Genomic DNA, 19,551 nt, shown 5'->3' with positions numbered 1-19,551 from the left:
GTCCCTTGCAGAGCGATAGGGCGTTTCGGGCGCCATATTGGCCCAGCTGCCCGAGCCCGCAGGGGGTTTCGGGACAAGACAACGCCATTGGAGTGCAAGGGGGCGCGTAAAACGGCCGTACGCTCGAACTCCCGCTGTGGAAAAGGCGGTTGAGTTCGATTTACGTCACTCGTACGAGTGGTTCAGGCGGGTGGTTCAGAAGAGTGCGGTGGCGCTCAGGTCGCGGGGGTCCCCGTGAGTCGGGCAATACGGTCCGCGTCGCAGGTGCGCGGGCAGGTCACGCAGGTGTCCTCCGGGCGCAGCGTGTAGAAGAGGCAGCAGCTCGCGCGGTCACGGGTCGGCAGCAACTCCCCGGCGGGTCCCGTCAGTTCGCGGAACGCGGCCTTGCCCACGTACGGCTTCGTCGTGCCCGGCAGCAGCTCCGCCAGTTCGGCCATCGCGCGGCGCTCCTCGCCGAGCAGGTGGCCGATGTACCAGAGGCCCTCGACGATCTCGTCCGTGGCCATGCCCCACAGGGCCCGCGGCCCGCGCCGCATCCGCGGCCCGAAGCCGCTGAGGACCGGCTCCAGATGGTCGGCGACGGCCGCCCGCAGTTCGGCGCGCAGGGCCTCCTCGTCCGGGACGACGTGCGCGCCGGGCAGGCTCGCCGCCGGGTCGCCGGGCAGGCAGGCGAAGTCCGTGACGCGTACGGCCATCCGGCCCAGCGCCCGCTGGAACGAGACGTGGGCGGCGGGCAGACGCGGCACGCGGCGGTGCAGGAACCAGGGGACCGTGATGAGCAGGCAGGCGGGCCACGCGTACCGGTGCAGGCCGAAGCTGGCGACGACATCGGGGCGGGCCTGCTGCCCGTAGTCCTTGAGGACCTGCGCGTTGTCCCAGGCGAGGAACGCGTCGAGCGCGGCGCCGCCCTCGGCGAGCTGGCTGGTGGCGACCCAGCCCGCGCCCTCGGGCAGCGGCTGTCCGGGTCCGAGCTCGTCGATGCGCAGGCTCGGGAACACCTCGGTGAGGCGGGCGTAGGCGGCGGAGACCGCGCTGTGCGTCGCGGCAGGCGCCGGGGTGAGGAGAGGCATGCAATGACCACCGAATCACGATCGTTTGCAGGTAAGCCTTACCTTACCCGAAGGAATCGGGGTTTGAACTGCGGCCCGGGCGGCCTAAGGTGCCACGTTGAGCCAGGGACAAACGGCCGGTAACGGCCAGGAACGGCGGCGAAGGGGATGACCGGGTGATAGAGGCCGGAGAGCAGGCCGGTTCGCGTCCGGCGCGCGGCTCCGCGGCGGCTTTCGGGGTGCCCGAGCAGCGGTCCGCCGGATGGGCCGCGGCGCCGGTGCCGGCGCCCGAACGGAGCCGGGGTGAGCACACTCACAGTGAGCCGCCCGCGCCGCGTGCCGCGGTGCGCGGGACGGTCGAGCGGACCTCGGTGCGCGGCCAGGTGCTGGACGCGCTGCGGGCCGCACTCGTCTCCGGCGAGCTGGCGCCCGGCGAGGTGTACTCGGCGCCGGCCCTGGGGGAGCGGTTCGGGGTCTCGGCGACGCCCGTGCGCGAGGCGATGCAACAGCTCGCCGGGGAGGGCGCCGTCGAGGTCGTGCCGAACCGCGGGTTCCGCGTCGCCGAGCGGACCGCAAGGGAGCGGGCGGAGCTGGCCGAGGTGCGCGGGCTGATCGAGGCGCCCGTCGTGCTGCGCCTCGCCCGGACCCTGCCCACGGGACGCTGGGCCGCCGTACGGACCCGCGCCGACGACACCGTCGCCGCGGCGGCCTCCGGCGACCGCGCGCGGTACGCGGACGCCGACCGGGCGTTCCACCGGGCCGTCCTGTCACTCGCCGGGAACGAGCAGCTCGTGCGGATCGCCGACGATCTGCGGCGCAGGGTGGTGTGGGCCGGCTGCGACCTCGCGGCGGACGCGGCGCAGCATGTGGCGCTGCTGGACGCGCTGGAGGCCCAGAATCTGGGCGCCGTGAACCTCCTGGTACGGGAGCACTTCGGCACGTCCAGCCCCTCCGGCGATTGAGGAGCGGGGTCCGGGGCGGAGCCCCGAGGCCTCGGCGAAGTCACCGCTGAACCTCCGGACAGGCCACCCCGGGGCGGAGCCCTACGCCGCCGCGGCCAAAGCTCCGGCCAACCACGTAGGCACACCCCCGAGCAACCGGAACAACCGCCCCGCCTCCGCGAGGAGCCGCGCGGAAACCTCCGGCTCGGGCTCCGCCTCCGCCAAGGAGACCAGCGCCGGAGCCGTGCCCACCAGATATCCCAGCTCCTCGCGCAGCCGCAGGGACTCCGCGAATCCGTGCCGCGCCTCCGCCAACTCGCCCTCGCGCAGCGCGAGTCCGGCCAGATGACGCCAGGTGAAGGAGAGCAGCAGCACGTCCTCATGGGCCGTGGCACCCGCATGTGCCCTGCGGTACGCCGCGCGTGCCGCCTGGGGCGAGTCGGCCAGGTTCTCCGCCATCAGGCCGCGGCGGAAGTCGAGCAGCGCGCGGGCCGCCGCGCCGGGCGCGATCAGCGCCGCCGCCCGGCCGAACGCCGAGCGGGCCTCGTCGACCCGGTCCTGGACCTTCAACAACGTAGAGGCATAAGCGAGTTGGCCGCGCTCGCAGGCGGCCGCGCCGCGTTCCTCGTCGGTGTGCGTGACGGCCTCCGCGGCGCGCAGCGCGTCCTCCGCCTCGGCCCAGCCCTGCTCCGTGTACAGGCAGCGCTCGCCGAGCAGCGCCGCGCGCTGCAGCGCGGCGGCGGGATCCGCCGCGTGCGGGTCGAGGAGCGCGGCCGCGTCGGCCCAGCAGCCGCGTGAGCGCAGCCGCCATACCGCGGTCTGGAGTGGATCGTCGCCTGCGTTCGTTCCCGTACCAGACATGGCGGTATGCGCCACGTTGCCCTCCCCGAGCACGCCATCGAGCCGAGTTGTCGTGGGGCATCTCAGCACGGATCACGGCGCCCGGCCAAGGGGGTGGGTGAAATTTTTCACAAAGGGAGAGGGTTCCGGGCCAGGGCCGGCACCGTCTGGGCGTCAGCTCATGCGCAGGGCCAGGAAGAAGTCCAACTTGTCCTCCAGGCGCGCGAGATCACGGTTCGTCAGCTGCTCGATCCGGCCCACCCTGTAGCGCAAGGTGTTGACGTGCAGGTGGAGGCGGGCGGCGCAGCGGGTCCACGAGCCGTCGCAGTCGAGGAACGCCTCCAGGGTCGGGACCAGCTCCGCGCGGTGCTTGCGGTCGTAGTCGCGCAGCGGGTCGAGCAGCCGGGCGGTGAACGCGCGGCGCACATCGTCCGGAACGAAGGGCAGGAGGAGCACGTGCGAGGCCAGCTCCTGATGGCCCGCGGCGCAGACCGAGCCCGTGCGGGCGGCCGCCACCCGGCGGGCGTGCCGGGCCTCCTCCAGGGCGCCGCGCAGCCCCTCCGCCGAATGCACGGCCGCGCTCACGCCGATCGTCAGACGCCCGTCGTCCGCGAGCCCCGACGAGAGCGGATCCCGTACGGCCGCGAGGAGGGAGTCCGCGATCAGACCCTGCTCCGAACCGTCGTGCTCCGTGGAGACCGCGGGCAGCGGCACCAGCGCGATCGCCTCGTCACCCGTGTGGGCCACCGCGATCCGGTCGGACGGCTCGGGGCCGGAGACGAGCGGGTCGACCAGGATCTCCTCCAGGAGCGACTGGGCCACCGGGCCGCCCTCGATCTCGCCGCCCGCCCACTCGACGCGGGCCACGACGACCTGCCAGTGCGGGGCCGCGCCCAGGCCGGGCAGCAGCACGGGGGCCGCCACGCGCAGGCGGGCGGCGATCTCGGCCGGCGCCGCGCCCGTCTGCACCAGCTCCAGGACTTCCTGGGCGAGCCGGCGCCGTACGGTACGGGCCGCGTCCCGGCGCTCGCGCTCCACCGAGATCAGCTGGGTGACGCCCTGCAGCAGGTCGAGCCGCTCCTCGGGCCAGTCGCCCGCGTCCGCCTCGACGGCGAGCAGCCAGTCGGAGAGGACCGTCTCGCGCACGTCTCGCGCGCCCGGCGCCGTGTTCCGGCCACCGGTGCGGATCCCGAACACGGAGTACGTGGTGGTGTCGATCGTGACCCGGTGCGGGGCCCGGCGGCCCGCGCGGGTGGCCGAAAGGTGCTCGGCGGCGAGGCGCGCGCAGACGGCTGCGGGCAGGTCGGGCCCGGCCGAGTTCGATCCCGCGATGGCGCGGCCCGCGGGGGAGAGCACCCAGGCCCGCAGGTCCAGGTCGCTGCCGAGCAGGTCCAGGACGACATCCGGGCCGCCGCCCGTCGGGCCCGAGGTCATCAGGCGCCGGTGCCGGTCCACCACCGCCGCCAGGTCACCGGCGCGCTCGCCCGACACCTGCCGCACGACGTGCTCGGTGATCGTCGCGAACGCCACCGACTCGTTCACCGCGAACAGCGGCAGCCGGTGCCGGACGCAGGCCTCCACCAGGTCCTGGGGGACGGCGCCCAGCTCGGCCTCGCCGGCCGCGAGCGCGGCCACACCCGCCGTGGACAGGATCCGCACGAACGGCTCGGAGTCCGCGGCGTCCCGGCGCCAGGCGAGACCCGTGAGGACCAGCTCACCGCCGGACAGATAGCGGCTGGGATCCCGTAGATCCGTGGTCATCACACCGCGGACGGTGCGGTCCAGCTCGTCGTCGCCACCGAGGAGCCTGAGGCCCAGCGCGTCCGTGTCCAGCAATGCGCGCAGCCGCATGTCGTCGTCGCCGCCGATCTGTCTCGAACTGTTTCCTGGGTGTCAGCAGGAAAACGAAGAGGTTACTGATGTTCTCCGTTCATACGAATCTACAAGACACCTGTGTTGGTCAGCCAACTCCTTCATGGTTTCCGTGACTGACCCTGGTGGAGCACAGGGCGGTGTACTGGGCCCACTCCGCGTTAACAGCACATGAACGAGCCCCCGCGATCCGCACATCCGTGGCTCGAAGTGATCCGACGAACCACGAACGACGAAGAAGAGAGCCGCTCATGGACTTCCTTCGCCCCGCCAGCTGGGAGGAGGCGCTCGCCGCCAAGGCCGAGCACCCCACAGCTGTGCCGATTGCGGGTGGCACCGATGTGATGGTCGAGATCAACTTCGACCACCGGCGACCCGAGTACCTCCTGGACCTCAACCGCATCGGCGAGCTGAGCGAGTGGGAGGTGGGCGAGGGTCCCGCGGGCACGGTCCGGCTCGGCGCCTCCGTCCCGTACGCCGACATCATGGAGCACCTGCGGACCGAGCTGCCGGGTCTGGCGCTCGCCTCGCACACGGTCGCCTCGCCGCAGATCCGCAACCGCGGCGGCGTCGGCGGCAACCTCGGCACGGCCTCCCCGGCCGGTGACGCCCACCCGGCGCTGCTCGCCTCCGGCTGCGAGGTCGAGGCCGAGTCCGTACGCGGGTCACGGCGCATCCCGATCGACGAGTTCTACACCGGCGTGAAGCGCAACGCGCTCGCCCCGGACGAGCTGATCCGCGCCGTCCACCTGCCGAAGGCCGACGGTCCGCAGCAGTACTCGAAGGTCGGCACCCGCAACGCCATGGTGATCGCCGTGTGCGCCTTCGGGCTCGCGGTCCACCCCGAGACGCGGACCGTGCGCACCGGCATCGGCTCCGCCGCGCCGACCCCGATCCGCGCCAAGGAGGCCGAGCAGTTCCTCAACGCCGCGCTCGACGAGGGTGGGTTCTGGGAGAACGGCAAGATCATCACCCCGTCGGTCGCCAAGCAGTTCGCGGACCTGTGCTCCGCCGCCTGCAACCCGATCGACGACGTGCGCGGCACTGCCTCGTACCGCCGTCACGCGGTCGGCATCATGGCCCGCCGCACGCTCACCTGGGCCTGGGAGTCGTACCGCGGCACCGCCCGTACGGAGGGAGTCGCGTAATGCGCGTCAATTTCACGGTCAACGGCCGTAAGCAGGAAGCCGACGACGTGTGGGAGGGCGAGTCCCTGCTGTACGTCCTGCGCGAGCGGATGGGCCTGCCGGGCTCGAAGAACGCCTGCGAGCAGGGCGAGTGCGGTTCCTGCACCGTCCGTCTCGACGGCGTGCCGGTGTGTTCGTGTCTGGTGGCCGCCGGACAGGTCGAGGGCCGCGAGGTCGTCACGGTCGAGGGCCTCGCCGACTTCGCCAGGAACCGCGCGTGCGGCGGCGACCACGACCGCGGTACGTCGCTGCAGGACGCGCAGGGCTGGAACGCCGCGAAGGGCACCGACTCGCAGACCGGCGAAGGCACCGAACTCGCGCCGATCCAGCAGGCGTTCATCGACGCCGGCGCGGTCCAGTGCGGCTTCTGCACGCCGGGCCTCCTGGTCGCCGCCGACGAGATGCTGGAGCGCACCCCGGACCCGTCCGACGCGGACATCCGCGAGGCGCTCTCCGGCAACCTGTGCCGCTGCACCGGCTACGAGAAGATCATGGACGCGGTCCGGCTCGCCGCCGCGCGCCAGTCCGCGTCTGAAGGGGTCTGAGGTCATGGCTGATACCCGCACCACCGGTATTCCCTTCAACGTGACCCAGGGCGCGCAGACCAAGGGCGGCATCGGTGAGTCCACGCTGCGCCCGGACGGCACCCTCAAGGTCACCGGCGAGTTCGCGTACTCGTCCGACATGTGGCACGAGGACATGCTGTGGGGCCAGATCCTGCGCTCCCCGGTCGCGCACGCCGAGATCGTCTCGATCGACACCGGCGAGGCGCTCGCGACTCCCGGCGTCTACGCGGTCCTCACCTACGACGACCTGCCGACCGAGGTGAAGAACTACGGCCTGGAGATCCAGGACACCCCGGTCCTCGCGCACGGCAAGGTCCGCCACCACGGCGAGCCCGTCGCGCTGGTCGCCGCCGACCACCCGGAGACCGCGCGCCGCGCCGCCGCCAAGATCAAGGTCGAGTACCGCGAACTGCCCGTCATCACCGACGAGGCGTCCGCGACCGCGCCGGACGCGATCCTCGTCCACGAGAACCGCGACGACCATCACATCGGCCACGTCCCGCACCCCAACATCGTGCACCGCCAGCCGATCGTGCGCGGCGACGCGGCCGCCGCGGCCGAGCGCGCCGACGTCATCGTCAAGGGCGAGTACTACTTCGGCATGCAGGACCAGGCGTTCCTCGGCCCCGAGTCGGGTCTCGCCGTGCCGTCCGAGGACGGCGGCGTCGACCTGTACGTCGCCACCCAGTGGCTGCACTCGGACCTCAAGCAGATCGCCCCCGTCCTCGGCCTGCCCGAGGACAAGGTGCGCATGACGCTCTCCGGCGTCGGCGGCGCGTTCGGCGGCCGCGAGGACCTGTCGATGCAGATCCACGCCTGCCTGCTCGCCCTGCGCACCGACAAGCCGGTCAAGATCGTCTACAACCGCTTCGAGTCGTTCTTCGGGCACGTCCACCGCCACCCCGCCAGGCTCACTTACGAGCACGGGGCGACCAAGGACGGCAAGCTCACGCACATGAAGTGCAGGATCGTCCTCGACGGCGGGGCCTACGCGTCCGCGTCGCCGGCCGTCGTCGGCAACGCCTCGTCCCTGTCGGTCGGCCCGTACGTCATCGAGGACGTCGACATCGAGGCGATCGCGCTCTACTCGAACAACCCGCCCTGCGGCGCCATGCGCGGCTTCGGCGCGGTCCAGGCGTGCTTCGCCTACGAGGCCCAGATGGACAAGGTCGCCGACGCGCTGGGCATGGACCGGGTCGCGTTCCGCCAGCTCAACGCCATGGAGCAGGGCACGCTCATGCCGACCGGGCAGCCGGTCGACTCCCCGGCCCCGGTCGCCGAACTGCTGCGCCGGATCAAGGCGATGCCGCTGCCGCCCGAGCGCCAGTGGGAGTCGAGCGAGGGCTCCGATGTGCGCCAGCTGCCCGGCGGCCTCTCCAACACCACGCACGGCGAGGGCGTCGTACGCGGTGTCGGATACGCGGTCGGCATCAAGAACGTCGGCTTCTCCGAAGGATTCGACGACTACTCAACTGCCAAGGTGCGCATGGAGGTTGTCGGCGGCGAGCCCGTCGTCACCGTGCACACGGCGATGGCCGAGGTCGGCCAGGGCGGCGTCACCGTCCACGCGCAGATCGCCCGCACCGAGCTGGGCGTCGCGCAGGTGACCATCGCGCCCGCCGACACCCAGGTCGGCTCGGCCGGTTCGACGTCCGCGTCGCGTCAGACGTACGTCACCGGTGGCGCCGTCAAGAACGCCTGTGAGCTGGTGCGCGAGAAGGTCCTGGAGATCGGGCGCCGCAAGATGGGCACCTACCACCCGGCGTGGGCCACGGCCGAGCTGCTGCTCGAAGGCGGCAAGGTCGTCACCGACGGCGGCGAGGTCCTCGCCGACCTGGTCGACGTCCTCGAAGGCGAGGCCGTCGAGCTGGAGGAGGAGTGGCGCCACCGGCCCACCGTCCCCTTCGACCTGCACACCGGCCAGGGCAACGGGCACGTGCAGTACTCGTTCGCCGCGCACCGCGCCGTCGTCGAGGTCGACACCGAGCTCGGCCTGGTCAAGGTCATCGAGCTGGCCTGCGCCCAGGACGTCGGCAAGGCGCTCAACCCGCTCTCCGTCATCGGCCAGATCCAGGGCGGCACCATCCAGGGCATGGGCATCGCGGTGATGGAGGAGATCGTCGTCGATCCCGTGACCGCGAAGGTCAGGAACCCCTCCTTCACGGACTACCTGCTCCCCACCATCCTCGACACGCCGACCATCCCGGTCGACGTGCTCGAACTCGCCGACGAGCACGCCCCGTACGGGCTGCGCGGCATCGGCGAGGCCCCGACCCTCTCGTCCACCCCGGCCGTCCTCGCGGCGATCCGGAACGCGACGGGTCTGCAGCTCGACCGGACGCCCGTCCGGCCCGAGCACCTGACGGGCACGGCCGCTTCGAAGTAGCCGTGTGCGACCCGGCCCCGCGTGGGCCGGGTCGCGTCAAGAACACGGGGGGCCTTCCGTCCCCCGGAACCACAGTTGCCGTCCGTCTCGGGCCGTCCCCCGGGTCGTGCAGCGATCCCAAATCCCGCACGCGCACGAGTAGTTCGCGGGTGCCCCTTTGAACCTTGGGAAACGAGGCACCATGACCCAGCAGTCCCTGGAGCCGAAGACCGCCGACGACGCGGGCGCGGGTTCGCGTCAGCCCGCCGGCAGATCGTGGCTCGACCGGTACTTCCATATATCCGACCGAGGATCGACGGTCGCGCGCGAGGTGCGCGGCGGCGTCACGACCTTCATGGCCATGGCGTACATCCTCCTGCTCAACCCGCTGATCCTGTCCGGCAAGGACGCCGCGGGCGACATCATGGGCCAGAAGGCCCTGATCACCGCGACCGCCTTCGCCGCCGCGTTCACCACGCTCCTGATGGGCTTCGTCGGCAAGGTCCCGCTCGCCCTTGCCGCCGGTCTCTCCGTCTCCGGCGTGATCTCCTCGCAGGTCGCGCCCCAGATGACCTGGCCGCAGGCCATGGGCATGTGCGTGATGTACGGCGTCGTGATCATGCTGCTCGTCGTCACCGGGCTACGCGAGCTGATCATGAACGCGATCCCGCTGGCGCTCAAGCACGGCATCACCATGGGCATCGGCCTGTTCATCGCCCTGATCGGCCTCTACAAGGCCGGTTTCGTGCAGGTCGGCAAGGCGACCCCGCTCACGCTCGGAGGCGGCGGCGAACTCGCCGGCTGGCCCGTCCTGCTCTTCGCCGGCACCCTGCTCCTGATCTTCATGCTGCAGGCACGTAACACCCCCGGCGCCATCCTGATCGGCATCGTCACCGGCACCGTCGTCGCGATGATCCTCAACGCGCTCGACGTGATCGACCCGAAGCAGTGGGCCAACGGCGCCCCCGAGCTGCACGGCGGCGCGGTCTCGTCGCCCGACTTCTCGCTCTTCGGCAAGGTCGAGTTCGGCGGCTGGGGCGAGGTCGGCGCGATGACGGTCGGCATGATCGTCTTCACGCTCGTGCTCGCCGGCTTCTTCGACGCGATGGCCACCATCATCGGCGTCGGCACCGAGGCGAAGCTCGCCGACGACAAGGGCCGTATGCCGGGCCTGTCCAAGGCGCTGTTCATCGACGGCGCCGGCGGCGCCATCGGCGGCGTGGCGGGCGGCTCAGGCCAGACCGTCTTCGTCGAGTCGGCGACGGGCGTCGGGGAAGGCGCCCGTACGGGTCTCGCCTCCGCCGTCACCGGCCTCTTCTTCGCGGCCTGCCTGTTCTTCACGCCGGTCACCGCGATCGTCCCGCAGGAAGTCGCGTCCGCCGCGCTCGTCGTCATCGGCGCCATGATGATGATGAACGCCCGGCACGTCGACTGGGCCGACCGCGCCACCGCGATCCCGGTGTTCCTGACCGTGGTCCTGATGCCCTTCACGTACACCATCACCACCGGTGTCGCCGCGGGCGTCATCTCCTGGGTCGCCATCAAGATCGCCCAGGGCAAGGCCCGTGAGATCGGGGCCTTCATGTGGGGCCTCACGGTGATCTTCGTCGTGTACTTCGCCCTCAACCCGATCGAGAGCTGGCTCGGCGTCCACTGACACCGCCCGACCGCCCTTCCTCGTCACCGCCAAGGAGACCGATCCATGCTGGACATCGCCGAACAGCTCGACCGGTGGTTCCGTGAGGGACGCGACTTCGCCGTGGCCACCGTGGTGGCCGTCGGCGGCAGCGCGCCCCGGCAGCCGGGCGCGGCGCTCGCCGTCGACAGCGAGGGCACCGCGATCGGCTCGGTCTCCGGCGGTTGCGTGGAGGGCGCGGTCTACGAGCTGTGCCGCGAGGCGCTCCAGGACGGGCAGCCGGTCCTGGAGCGCTTCGGGTACAGCGACGACGACGCCTTCGCCGTGGGTCTCACGTGCGGCGGCGTCATCGACATCCTCGTCATGCCGGTACGCGCCTCGGACGAGGCCGTACGCGGCGTGCTGGCGACCGCGCTGGCCGCCGCCGCCACGGGGGAGGCGGCGGCGGTCGCGCGGATCGTGTCGGGACCGGCTGAACTCATGGGCCGCGCCCTGCTGGTGCGCCCCGACGGCTCGACCGAGGGCGGCTTCGGCGCCCACCCCGAACTCGACCGCACGGTCGCCGGCGAGGCGCTCGCGTATCTCGACGCGGGCCGCACCGCCACCCTCGAGATCGGTGAGCAGGGCTCTCGTTGCGGAGCACCGCTCACGCTGCTCGTCGAGTCCTCCGTCCCCGCTCCCCGGATGATCGTCTTCGGCGCGATCGACTTCGCGTCGGCCCTCGTCCGCATGGGCAAGTTCCTCGGCTACCGCGTCACCGTGTGCGACGCGCGGCCCGTCTTCGCGACGGCCGCCCGTTTCCCGGACGCCGACGAGATCGTCGTCGAATGGCCGCACACCTACCTGGAGCGGACCGAGGTCGACGGCCGCACGGTGCTGTGCGTGCTGACGCACGACGCCAAGTTCGACGTCCCGCTGCTCCACCTCGCGCTGCGCCTGCCCGTCGCCTACGTGGGCGCCATGGGCTCCCGCCGCACCCACCTGGACCGCAACGAGCGCCTGCGCGAAGTCGGCGTCACCGAACTGGAGTTGGCCCGCCTGCGCTCGCCCATCGGCCTCGATCTGGGAGCGCGTACGCCGGAGGAGGTGGCGGTGTCCATCGCCTCGGAGATCGTGGCGCACCGGCGGGGCGGCAGCGGGGTGTCGCTGACCGGCGCGCACACGCCGATCCACCATGAGGCCGCGGCCGCCCGGCGGATCGGGTCAGTCGCCTGACCTCTCGAACTCCGAAGGAAGATAGGCGAGTTGAACCTCGCCGGTCCACTTGCGGCTCACCAGGGTGCCGCGCCCCGGCGGTTTGGACATCGCCCGGGTCTGCCCCAGGAGCATGCCCTCCTGCGGGTCGCCGGACAGGACGACACCGTGGCCGCCGTGGTCCCGCAGACGCTGCAGGAAGGGGTCGTACAGGGACCGGGACGCGCCCACCGTGGTGCGGGTCAGTACAACCCGCAGGCCGATGTCCCGGGCGTACGGCAGCAGGTCGAGCAGCGGCAGCAGCTCGTTGCCCGACGTTGCGTCGACCAAGTCGTAGTCGTCCACGAGCAGATGGACGGGCGGTGCGGAGTACCAGCTCCGGTCCCGCAACTGCTGCGGCGTCACATCCGGTCCGGGCAGGCGCCTTTCGAGGGACGCCCGGATCATCGCGACGGTTTCCCGGAGTGTGCCGGGCGACGTGCAGTGCGCCGACATGTGCGACTCCGGAAGGTCGCCGAGCAGAGACCGACGGAAGTCCGCCACGAAGATCACGGCGTCCCCGGCCGGGTACTTCTCGGCGATCGAGCGGGCCAGGAACCGCAGCAGCGACGTCTTGCCCGACCCCGGCTCGCCCAGGACGAGGAGCAGCGGGTCCTGGGCGAAGTCGACGATCACCGGGGCCATGGACGTGCCGTCGATCCCGATGGCCAGGGAGTCCGCCGGAGTGTCGGCCGGGGAAGGCAGCCCGGCCGGGGTGAGGACGCGCGGCAGCAGCCGGACCGGCGGCGCCGCCGGACGGTCGCCCCAGGCGGCCAGGACCCGGCCCGCCAGGGTGGCCGTGGCCCGGCCGAGCGGCAGGTCCCCGCTGTCTCGCAGCCGGGGGAGCGCCGTGAGGAGAGGGCGCCGGTCCGGCGCGAGCCCGTGCCCCGGCCTGCCCGCGGGAACCCGGTGGGCGGCCCTGCGGTCGATCTCGGATTCCGAGGGGTCGCCCAGACGCAGTTCGACGACGTGGTGCAGCTGCTCCCGCAGGTTCGGGCGGACCTCCACGTACCGGGTGGCGGTGAGGATCAGATGGATGCCGAACCGTTGGCCCCGATGGGCGATGTCGAGGACGGCGCGCTCCAGCTGCTCGTACTCGGTGCGGAGCGTGGCGTACCCGTCGATGACGAGGAAGACGTCACTCCATGGAGCTGTGGACGCCTCGTCCGCGTACCTCTCGCGGAACTCCGCGATCGAACCGACATCGCGTACAAGGCATGCGTTCTCCCGCCACGCCAGGATCTCCACGACCTCGGCGAGGGTGCGCCGCACCAGTTCCTCTTCCGCGCGGCGGGCGATCTGGCCCACATGGGGCAGACCGGCCAGGTCCGTCAACTGCCCGCCGCCGAAGTCGAGTACGTAGAAGCGGGCCTCCTGCGCGGTGTGGGTCAGCGCGAACGACGTGATGAGGGTCGCGACCAGCGTCGATTTACCGGACCGCGGACCGCCGACGAACAATGCGTGCGCCCAGTCCTCCTCGGAGAAGTCGAGCAGAAAGGGATCGCGCCGCTGCTCCTCGGGCACGTCGCACAAGCCCAGCGGGACGCACAACTGGTAGGCGAATGGAGAGGGTTGCGCCTGAAGGCCGCGCTCCGGGTCCACCGTGGCCGGGGGCAGCAGCTCGTCCAGGGTCGGCGGCGCGTCCAGCGGCGGAAGCCACACCGGGCGGCTCGCGGGGCCGTACCGCGCGATCCGGGCCACGACCGCGTCCAGGATCGAGGCGTCCTCCTCGGCCTCCTCGGGGCCCGGCGCCGAGGCGAAGGCGGCCTTGAAACGGACGAGGCCTTCGGAGCCGGTCCGCAGGTAACCGACGCCCGGGTCGAGGGGCACCCGGTTGGCGTCCGAGACGCCGATCACTGTCCGGGACTCGGTCGCGGAGGCGGTGCGCAGCGCGATCCGGTAGGAGAGGAAGGTCTCCAGGCCGCGCAACGAGGTGTCGGGCAGACGCCGTGCGGCCAGCAGCATGTGCACGCCGACGGAGCGTCCGACGCGCCCGACGGAGATCAGCGTCTCGACGAAGTCCGGCGAGGCGTCCATGAGTTCGGTGAAATCCTCGAAGACCACGAGCAGCGTGGGCAGTGGCTCCAGCGGGGCGCCGCGGCCATGGGCGTCCCGGTAGTCGCCGAGCGAGGAATAGTGCCCCGCGGTGCGCAGCAGGGTCTCGCGGCGCTTGATCTCGCCGTTCAGAGAGAGCGCGAGCCGGGCGACCCCCGAGGCGTCCTCGCGTCCGGCCTCGGGCACGGCGGAGGTGTGCGGCAGCGCCGACAGGCCCCGGAAGGTGCCCCGTCCCGGTGAGCCGACCAGCAGGAAGTTCAGGTCGTCGGGCGCGTGCGTCGCGGCGAACGAGAGGATCAGGGTGCGCAGCAGTTCGGTCTTGCCGGAACCCGCCGTGCCCACCAACAGCCCGTGCGGGCCCGCCCCGCCGGCCGCCCCTTCCTTGATGTCGAGCAGGACCGGCGCGCCCGCGGCCGTCGCGCCGAAGGGCGTGGTCAGCCGGGCGGCCGGCGGCCGGTCCCGCCAGAGGTGGGCCGGGTCCCAGTCGGAAGGCCGGCCCAGCTCCAGCAGGTCGGTGAAGGAGACCCGGCTCGGCTCGGGCCGCCCCGCCGAGGAGTCCCTGCGCCAGCCCGCCCGGATCCGCTCCACCGTGTCGGCCAGCGAGCTGCGCGCGGCCACATGGCCCGTGACGTCGTCGAGGCGGGGCACCGCCACCCGGAACCGGCGGCGCCGGGACAGCGCCCAGCCGACGCCCACGCTCGACGCGAGCACCGGATCGACCTGCGAGTCCTGGGCGTGGTCGAGAGCCAGCTCGATACGGGTACCGAGCAGCCCGAGCAGGTCGGGGCCGAAGTCGCTCCAGCGGCGCGCGGTGACGCACAGGTGGACGCCGTAGTTGAGCCCGGTGTTCGCCAGCCGGTGCACGTCGTCCGCGAACCTGTCGTGCTCCCAGCAGAAGTCGAGCCAGCCGTCGATGACGAGGATGAGGTCGCTGGTCTCCGCCGTGCCGAGGGCGCCTTCCGCGCGCAGCGCGCGAAAGGCCTCGATGGAGTCGATGTCGTGGTCGCGGAAGAGGGAGCGGCGGGCGGCGATGGCGTCCTTCACCTCGGCGAGCGCCTGACTCACCCGGACCTCCTCGTGCGGCGCGGCGAGGCCGCGGACGTGGGGCAGCGTGCGCAGGACCCCGAGCCGGTTGACGGCGCCTTCCAGGAGGACGAACTCGACCTCGCCCGGCGTGTGGGTCAGCGCGAGGGACAGGACGAGGGAGCGCAGCAACGTGGTCTTGCCGCTGCCGAGCTTGCCGACCACCGCGGCATTGCCCTCCCGGCCGGAGAAGTCGACGCACATCAGCTCGCCGTCCGCCGAATGCTCCAAGCGGCCGACAGGTGTGCGCAGTTGGGCCGAACCTTCCCAGGCGTCGCAGGTGAAGCCTCGGTCGGTGGTCTCGATCGGGGGCGGAAGCAGTGTGCCGAGAGGCAGTTCATGGGTGGCCGCTGCGCGTCCCGCCGGGCCCGCGGTGACGTCCAGTTCCGGCGCGTAGGCGAGGGCCACGTCCCCTTCGCAGTGGCCGGACTTGGTGGGCGTCTGGTCGGGGCCCGCCTGGTTCCGGACGGCGTCGTGGACGTAGGTGTACAGCTCGTCGGGGGTGATCACACCGTCCCGGTTGAGATCGGCGAGGCCGGTGCTGAGCCCTTCGATGACGGCGTTGGTGAAGCGCGGCGCGGAGACCCCGTTGTCGATTTTCAGCTGGTCGCCTTCGTAGGCGTACTCCAGTGCCGTCGTGGCGGTGATGACGAACGTGCCGCGCCCGGCGAGCGCGGCCTCCACGTCCACCGGGGCGGGCGACATGGGTGTGCCGCGGTGGAAGAGGCCGCTGTAGCAGCAGTCGAGCAGGACGACCTTGGTCCCGGCCTGACTCTCGTCGAGCAGGCCGTGCAGGAACATCGACGACACCGCCGTGGCGGCGGGCCGGCTCAGGCGGGTGCCGAGGGTGGCGAAGAACAGCCGGTCGCCGTCGTTGCGGATGCCGTGGCAGGCGAGGTAGAGCAGGACGAAGTCATCGGGTTCCCGGTCGGCGAGGAGGTCCTCGATGGCACCCTCCACCTCCTCCTTCGGCCGGTTCAGGAGGGCCCGTACCTCGTCGAACCGGCCGATGGCCGGGTCCCGCAGCAGCGCCTGCAGTTCAGCGGCCCCGCGGGCCGGTGCCCGCAGCTGGTTGAGTCCCGGGTCCTGGTAGCCGTCAGTCGCGATCAGGAGTGCGAGCCGGCGCCCCGCCATCGGTCTCCTCCGCCTCGTCCGTACCGTCCCCCGTTGCCGCCGTGCCTGCCGCGATCCGGGCGCTCACCACGTCCACGAGGGTCTGCTGATCCTTCGCGGACAGAGCGGTGAACGAGCCCTTGTTCCCGTCGAACTCCCACTCCACGGCGCGCGCCTTCGAGCGGTTGACGTACGCGATGACGACATTGCTCACGGCCTTGAGGGTGGCCGCGGAGAAGGCGCCGCTGAGGACCAGGACGGCGATGTCGTGCCCCGCGCCTGCCATCGATCCGGCCGGGGCCGGCTGCGCCCTGCGCTCCACGCGCAGCACGCCGAGCCTGCGCAAGTCCTGGAAGAGGGAGCGTACTTGGCGGTCCAGCTGGTCCGCGGGCGCGCCGTCCCCGATGTCGACGCGCAGCTCCAGTTCGTGCACGGCCCCTCCTCCTGCCCCGCGCGCCCGGTCCGGAGCCCGCCCGGCGATCGTATCCGCAGCCGGTGTGCGACGCACGGGAGACGTGGGACGACGAACGCCTCGTGCACCGTACTTGACGCCGTGCGCCCCGTCCCCGACCCTCGTTTGGGAGCGCTCCCATTCTCCGCGAGTCCCCCGTGCCTTTGCGACCCAGGAGTGAAACCGTGCGAGGTCCCCTCAGACGTGTCCGAATACGTGGCGCCTCAACTGCCCTGGCCACGCTCTCCCTTGTGCTGTCCGCACTGCTCGTCGGCGGTCCCGGCGCCGCCGCGGACGAACCGGCGGAGGCCGCCGCCCGTGCTCCCCGCCTCTACACCCCTGAGCCCAACCCGGATGCTCTCCGGCAGGTCCTCGGCCTGGTCAGGGCCGGGCAGTACCGGGACGCGGCCCGCGTCACCGCCATGGTCGCCACGCCGCAGACCGTCTGGTTCGGCGACCAGAGCCCGGCCGAGGTCGAGAAACTCGCCCGGGACGTGGTCAAGGACGCGACCCGGGCCGGCGCCGTTCCCACGTTCGCGCTCTACAACATTCCCGGCCGCGACTGCGCCAACTACTCGGCGGGCGGCGCCGCGAACACCGCCGAGTACGAGGCGTGGATCGACGCCGTGGCCCGCGGCATCGGCACCCGGGACGCCCTCGTGATCCTGGAGCCCGACGCGCTCGCCCTGCTGCCCGCCGACTGCGGGCAGGACGACGCCGAGGGCACGAAGACCGCCGCCCGGTACGCCGAGGTGAACTACGCCGTCGACGCGCTGGAACCGCTGCGCGGCACGCGGGTGTACCTCGACACAGGACACCCCGGCTGGCATGCCGTCGGCTCGATCGTGCCGCGCCTCGTCAAGGGCGGCGTCGCGCGCGCCTCGGGCTTCTACACCAACGCCTCCAACTACCACACCGACGACGCCAACTCCTGGTACGGCAAGCTGATCTCGTCGTGCATCGCCTACGTCGACGGGGGAGGGGACGCCGCGGACTGCCCGAACCAGTACGCACCGAGGGCCGAGGCGCAGGCCTGGATCGACGCGCACGTTCATGTGCCCGCCTCCCGGATGGCACACTTCGTGACCGACTCCAGCCGCAACGGGCAGGGCCCGTGGACCCCGCCCGCCGGCAAGTACACCGACCCGCAGGACTGGTGCAACCCGCCGGGCCGGGGCCTCGGCGCCCGCCCGACCCTGCGCACCGGCGACCCCTTGCAGGACGCGCGCCTGTGGATCAAGACGCCGGGAGAGTCGGACGGGCTGTGCCTGCGGGGGACGGACGGGCCCGAGGACCCCGAGCGCGGCGGCCTCGACCCGAAGGCGGGGGACTGGTTTCCGCAGCAGGCACTTGAACTGGTGCGGTACGCCAACCCGCCGCTTCTGTAAGGAGGTTCAGCCCTCCGGGAGCTTCAACGTCTCGAACGCCTCCTGGTCGGCCAGCGACCGCAGGAACGGGGCCGCCTCGAACGCCTCGGCCGGGCTGAACACCCCGGCTTTGCGCGGCCCCTCGCCGCCGGTGAGCCGGAGCACGGCCTCCACGGAGACCAGTGCCCCGGCCCGCCAGATGTCCCGGCCGCGCACATGGGCGTTGCGGTTGCCGCCTTCCGCGCGGACGAGCTGGACGGCGACCGTGAACTCGGTGCGGGCCCGCTCCTCGGGGCTCGCGTCGACGCTGCTGAAGGTCTGCGCCTCCTCGAACGTCGAGGCGGTGAGCTGCACTTCGACCGCGCGGGCCGGGACGTGCCGGGGCACGGTGACGACCTCCCCGGAGGGGAACGGCACGATCGTGGTGCGCGGCCCGACCGGCGGCGGGAACGGGAAGACGGAGTTGCGGACCTCCACGGGGCCGACGTGCTGCATCCCCTGCGCGTAGGAGATGCGGTCGGTCTCCCCGGTGAGCAGGTTCGCGGTGTCCACGGCGCCCCGCGTCATCCGCCAGCCGGTGACGGCGTAGCCGACGGTGACCTTCTCGATGCCCTCCGCGGACGGCAGCCCCGCGGCCGCCGCCGAGGCGAGCAGGTCGCCGAGGCCTCCGTAGAAGCTCATCTGCGGGACCAGGACGGCCCCGGTGCGCTCGGCGATGCCCTGGTACGCGTCGAAGAGATGCTTGACCGGATGCGGCTCGATGGCGTGGTCGACGTACGGGATGCCGGCCTCGGCCGCGGCGGCGGCGACCGGGGCACCCGTCGTGGTGTAGGGGCCCGCGCAGTGGTTCACCGCGTCGGCCCGCTCGGCAAGCCGGCGCAGGGCGACGGCGTCGTCCAGGGGTGCGGCATGGACGGTGACGCGGTGCGGGGCGGCGAGTTCGGCGGCCAGGGCGCGCAGGCCCGGCTCACCGCGCCCGGCGAGGATCACGTCCTGGCCGCGGGCGAGGAGTTCGGCGGTGACGAGGCGCCCGGTGTGTCCCGTGGCGCCGTAGACGGCGATGGCCATGAGGAGGCTCCCTTCGTGCGGAGGAGGGTGACCGAGTGGGTGACCAAGTGAGTGACCACGTGGGTGACCAAAGGGGTGACCAAGTGGGACAAGATACAACTCATCCGCGTTGCCGACGAGTTGTCCGGCTCCTTAACTCCCGTCCCGCAGAAGCCCGTTCACCACACGACCGAACATGAGCCGCCCTGCCGCCGCGAGCACCGGGTCCGCGAGCGCGGGCACCCCGCGCACCCGCAGCTCCTCGCGCCACTCCACCCGCGCCCCGCCCGCGCCGAGCGGCCGCACCTCGACCTCGGCCCAGCCGGTGACGAGACGGCCGCGCTTGACGAGCCGGCAGCGGCGCGGCGGCTGCCATGCGACGACCTCCATCGGATCGTCGAAGCCGAACCGGGAGCCCACCCCGGTGCGCGCCACGAACACGGTGCCCGCGGCCGTCGGCGGCGGCGTGGTCACGGTGACGTGGGTGAGCGGTACGAGCTCGCCGTGCCGCTCCCAGTCGGTCAGGCGCCGCCACGCCTCGGCGGCGGACAGCGGGGTCTCACGGACGATCCGGACATGGGCCACGCCGCGAGCGTAGGCCGCCGAGCTGTGCTGCGCGCCGCATCCGGCCGGGCGTGTCGTGGTGCGCGGGCCCTAGGTGTATTGACCCGTGAGGTTGGGGACGCGGCTGACGGGTGGTTGGCCTTTCAGCGCGGTGTGTCCGCGGTGGTGATTGTAGGTGTGCA

Annotated in this window: 14 protein-coding genes; 7 read left to right on the top strand and 7 right to left on the bottom strand. The window is 72.1% G+C overall.

Annotation, left to right across the window (positions count from 1 at the left end):
- Nucleotides 1-215: 215 nt before the first annotated feature.
- Complete coding sequence (locus ACIREE_RS19705; protein ID WP_404153390.1) at nt 216-1,070, bottom strand: (2Fe-2S)-binding protein; 855 nt, start codon at nt 1,068-1,070, stop codon at nt 216-218.
- A gap of 158 nt (nt 1,071-1,228) precedes the next feature.
- Between ACIREE_RS19705 and ACIREE_RS19700 the strand changes: the two genes are divergently transcribed.
- Nucleotides 1,229-2,011 (top strand): GntR family transcriptional regulator, encoded by a 783-nt coding sequence (locus ACIREE_RS19700; protein ID WP_404154236.1) that lies wholly within the window; start codon nt 1,229-1,231, stop codon nt 2,009-2,011.
- A gap of 81 nt (nt 2,012-2,092) precedes the next feature.
- Here ACIREE_RS19700 and ACIREE_RS19695 read toward each other — a convergent pair whose 3' ends face one another.
- Together ACIREE_RS19695 and ACIREE_RS19690 are read right to left on the bottom strand one after the other, a co-directional pair.
- Nucleotides 2,093-2,866, bottom strand: coding sequence for a hypothetical protein (locus tag ACIREE_RS19695; protein WP_404153387.1), 774 nt, complete (start codon nt 2,864-2,866; stop codon nt 2,093-2,095).
- Between the two features lie 138 nt (nt 2,867-3,004).
- Nucleotides 3,005-4,681 (bottom strand): PucR family transcriptional regulator, encoded by a 1,677-nt coding sequence (locus tag ACIREE_RS19690; RefSeq protein ID WP_404153384.1) that lies wholly within the window; start codon nt 4,679-4,681, stop codon nt 3,005-3,007.
- A 272-nt stretch (nt 4,682-4,953) separates the two neighbouring features.
- Between ACIREE_RS19690 and ACIREE_RS19685 the strand changes: the two genes are divergently transcribed.
- The 5 genes from ACIREE_RS19685 to ACIREE_RS19665 all read left to right on the top strand — a co-directional run bounded on the left by ACIREE_RS19685 (nt 4,954) and on the right by ACIREE_RS19665 (nt 11,671).
- Nucleotides 4,954-5,850 (top strand): FAD binding domain-containing protein, encoded by an 897-nt coding sequence (locus ACIREE_RS19685; protein WP_404153381.1) that lies wholly within the window; start codon nt 4,954-4,956, stop codon nt 5,848-5,850.
- Entirely contained in the window at nt 5,850-6,434 is a 585-nt protein-coding gene (locus tag ACIREE_RS19680) for a (2Fe-2S)-binding protein (protein ID WP_404153379.1), read from the top strand. The genes ACIREE_RS19685 and ACIREE_RS19680 overlap by 1 nt, the downstream gene beginning before the upstream one ends.
- Nucleotides 6,435-6,438: 4 nt before the next feature.
- Nucleotides 6,439-8,841 carry a xanthine dehydrogenase family protein molybdopterin-binding subunit gene (locus tag ACIREE_RS19675; RefSeq protein WP_404153376.1) on the top strand — a complete coding sequence of 801 codons (2,403 nt, stop codon included), beginning with the start codon at nt 6,439-6,441 and terminating at the stop codon, nt 8,839-8,841.
- Between the two features lie 181 nt (nt 8,842-9,022).
- Nucleotides 9,023-10,477 (top strand): NCS2 family permease, encoded by a 1,455-nt coding sequence (locus tag ACIREE_RS19670; RefSeq protein ID WP_404153373.1) that lies wholly within the window; start codon nt 9,023-9,025, stop codon nt 10,475-10,477.
- 45 nt (nt 10,478-10,522) lie between these two features.
- Nucleotides 10,523-11,671 carry an XdhC family protein gene (locus ACIREE_RS19665; protein ID WP_404153370.1) on the top strand — a complete coding sequence of 383 codons (1,149 nt, stop codon included), beginning with the start codon at nt 10,523-10,525 and terminating at the stop codon, nt 11,669-11,671.
- On the opposite strand, the gene eccCb is transcribed toward ACIREE_RS19665, so the two are convergent.
- Together eccCb and ACIREE_RS19655 are read right to left on the bottom strand one after the other, a co-directional pair.
- On the bottom strand, nt 11,660-15,961 hold the full coding sequence (gene eccCb, locus ACIREE_RS19660; protein ID WP_404153367.1) for a type VII secretion protein EccCb: 4,302 nt from the start codon (nt 15,959-15,961) through the stop codon (nt 11,660-11,662). The two genes, ACIREE_RS19665 and eccCb, sit on opposite strands and share 12 nt — an antisense overlap.
- A complete protein-coding gene (locus ACIREE_RS19655; RefSeq protein WP_404153364.1) occupies nt 15,924-16,373 on the bottom strand; it encodes a hypothetical protein in 450 nt (149 codons plus the stop codon). Before ACIREE_RS19655 ends, eccCb begins: the two co-directional genes overlap by 38 nt.
- A 269-nt stretch (nt 16,374-16,642) precedes the next feature.
- On the opposite strand from ACIREE_RS19655, the gene ACIREE_RS19650 reads away from it, so the two are divergent.
- On the top strand, nt 16,643-17,779 hold the full coding sequence (locus ACIREE_RS19650) for a glycoside hydrolase family 6 protein (protein ID WP_404153361.1): 1,137 nt from the start codon (nt 16,643-16,645) through the stop codon (nt 17,777-17,779).
- 6 nt (nt 17,780-17,785) lie between these two features.
- On the opposite strand, the gene ACIREE_RS19645 is transcribed toward ACIREE_RS19650, so the two are convergent.
- Together ACIREE_RS19645 and ACIREE_RS19640 are read right to left on the bottom strand one after the other, a co-directional pair.
- Nucleotides 17,786-18,826, bottom strand: coding sequence for a saccharopine dehydrogenase NADP-binding domain-containing protein (locus tag ACIREE_RS19645; RefSeq protein WP_404153359.1), 1,041 nt, complete (start codon nt 18,824-18,826; stop codon nt 17,786-17,788).
- A gap of 132 nt (nt 18,827-18,958) precedes the next feature.
- Entirely contained in the window at nt 18,959-19,390 is a 432-nt protein-coding gene (locus ACIREE_RS19640) for an SRPBCC family protein (RefSeq protein ID WP_404153356.1), read from the bottom strand.
- Nucleotides 19,391-19,551: the final 161 nt, after the last annotated feature.

The sequence above is a fragment of the Streptomyces sp. NPDC102467 genome, assembly GCF_044765445.1.
Taxonomy (GTDB): Bacteria; Actinomycetota; Actinomycetes; order Streptomycetales; family Streptomycetaceae; genus Streptomyces.
Note: the sequence above shows the minus strand (reverse complement) of the source record. Positions and strands in the feature narration are given on the sequence as shown.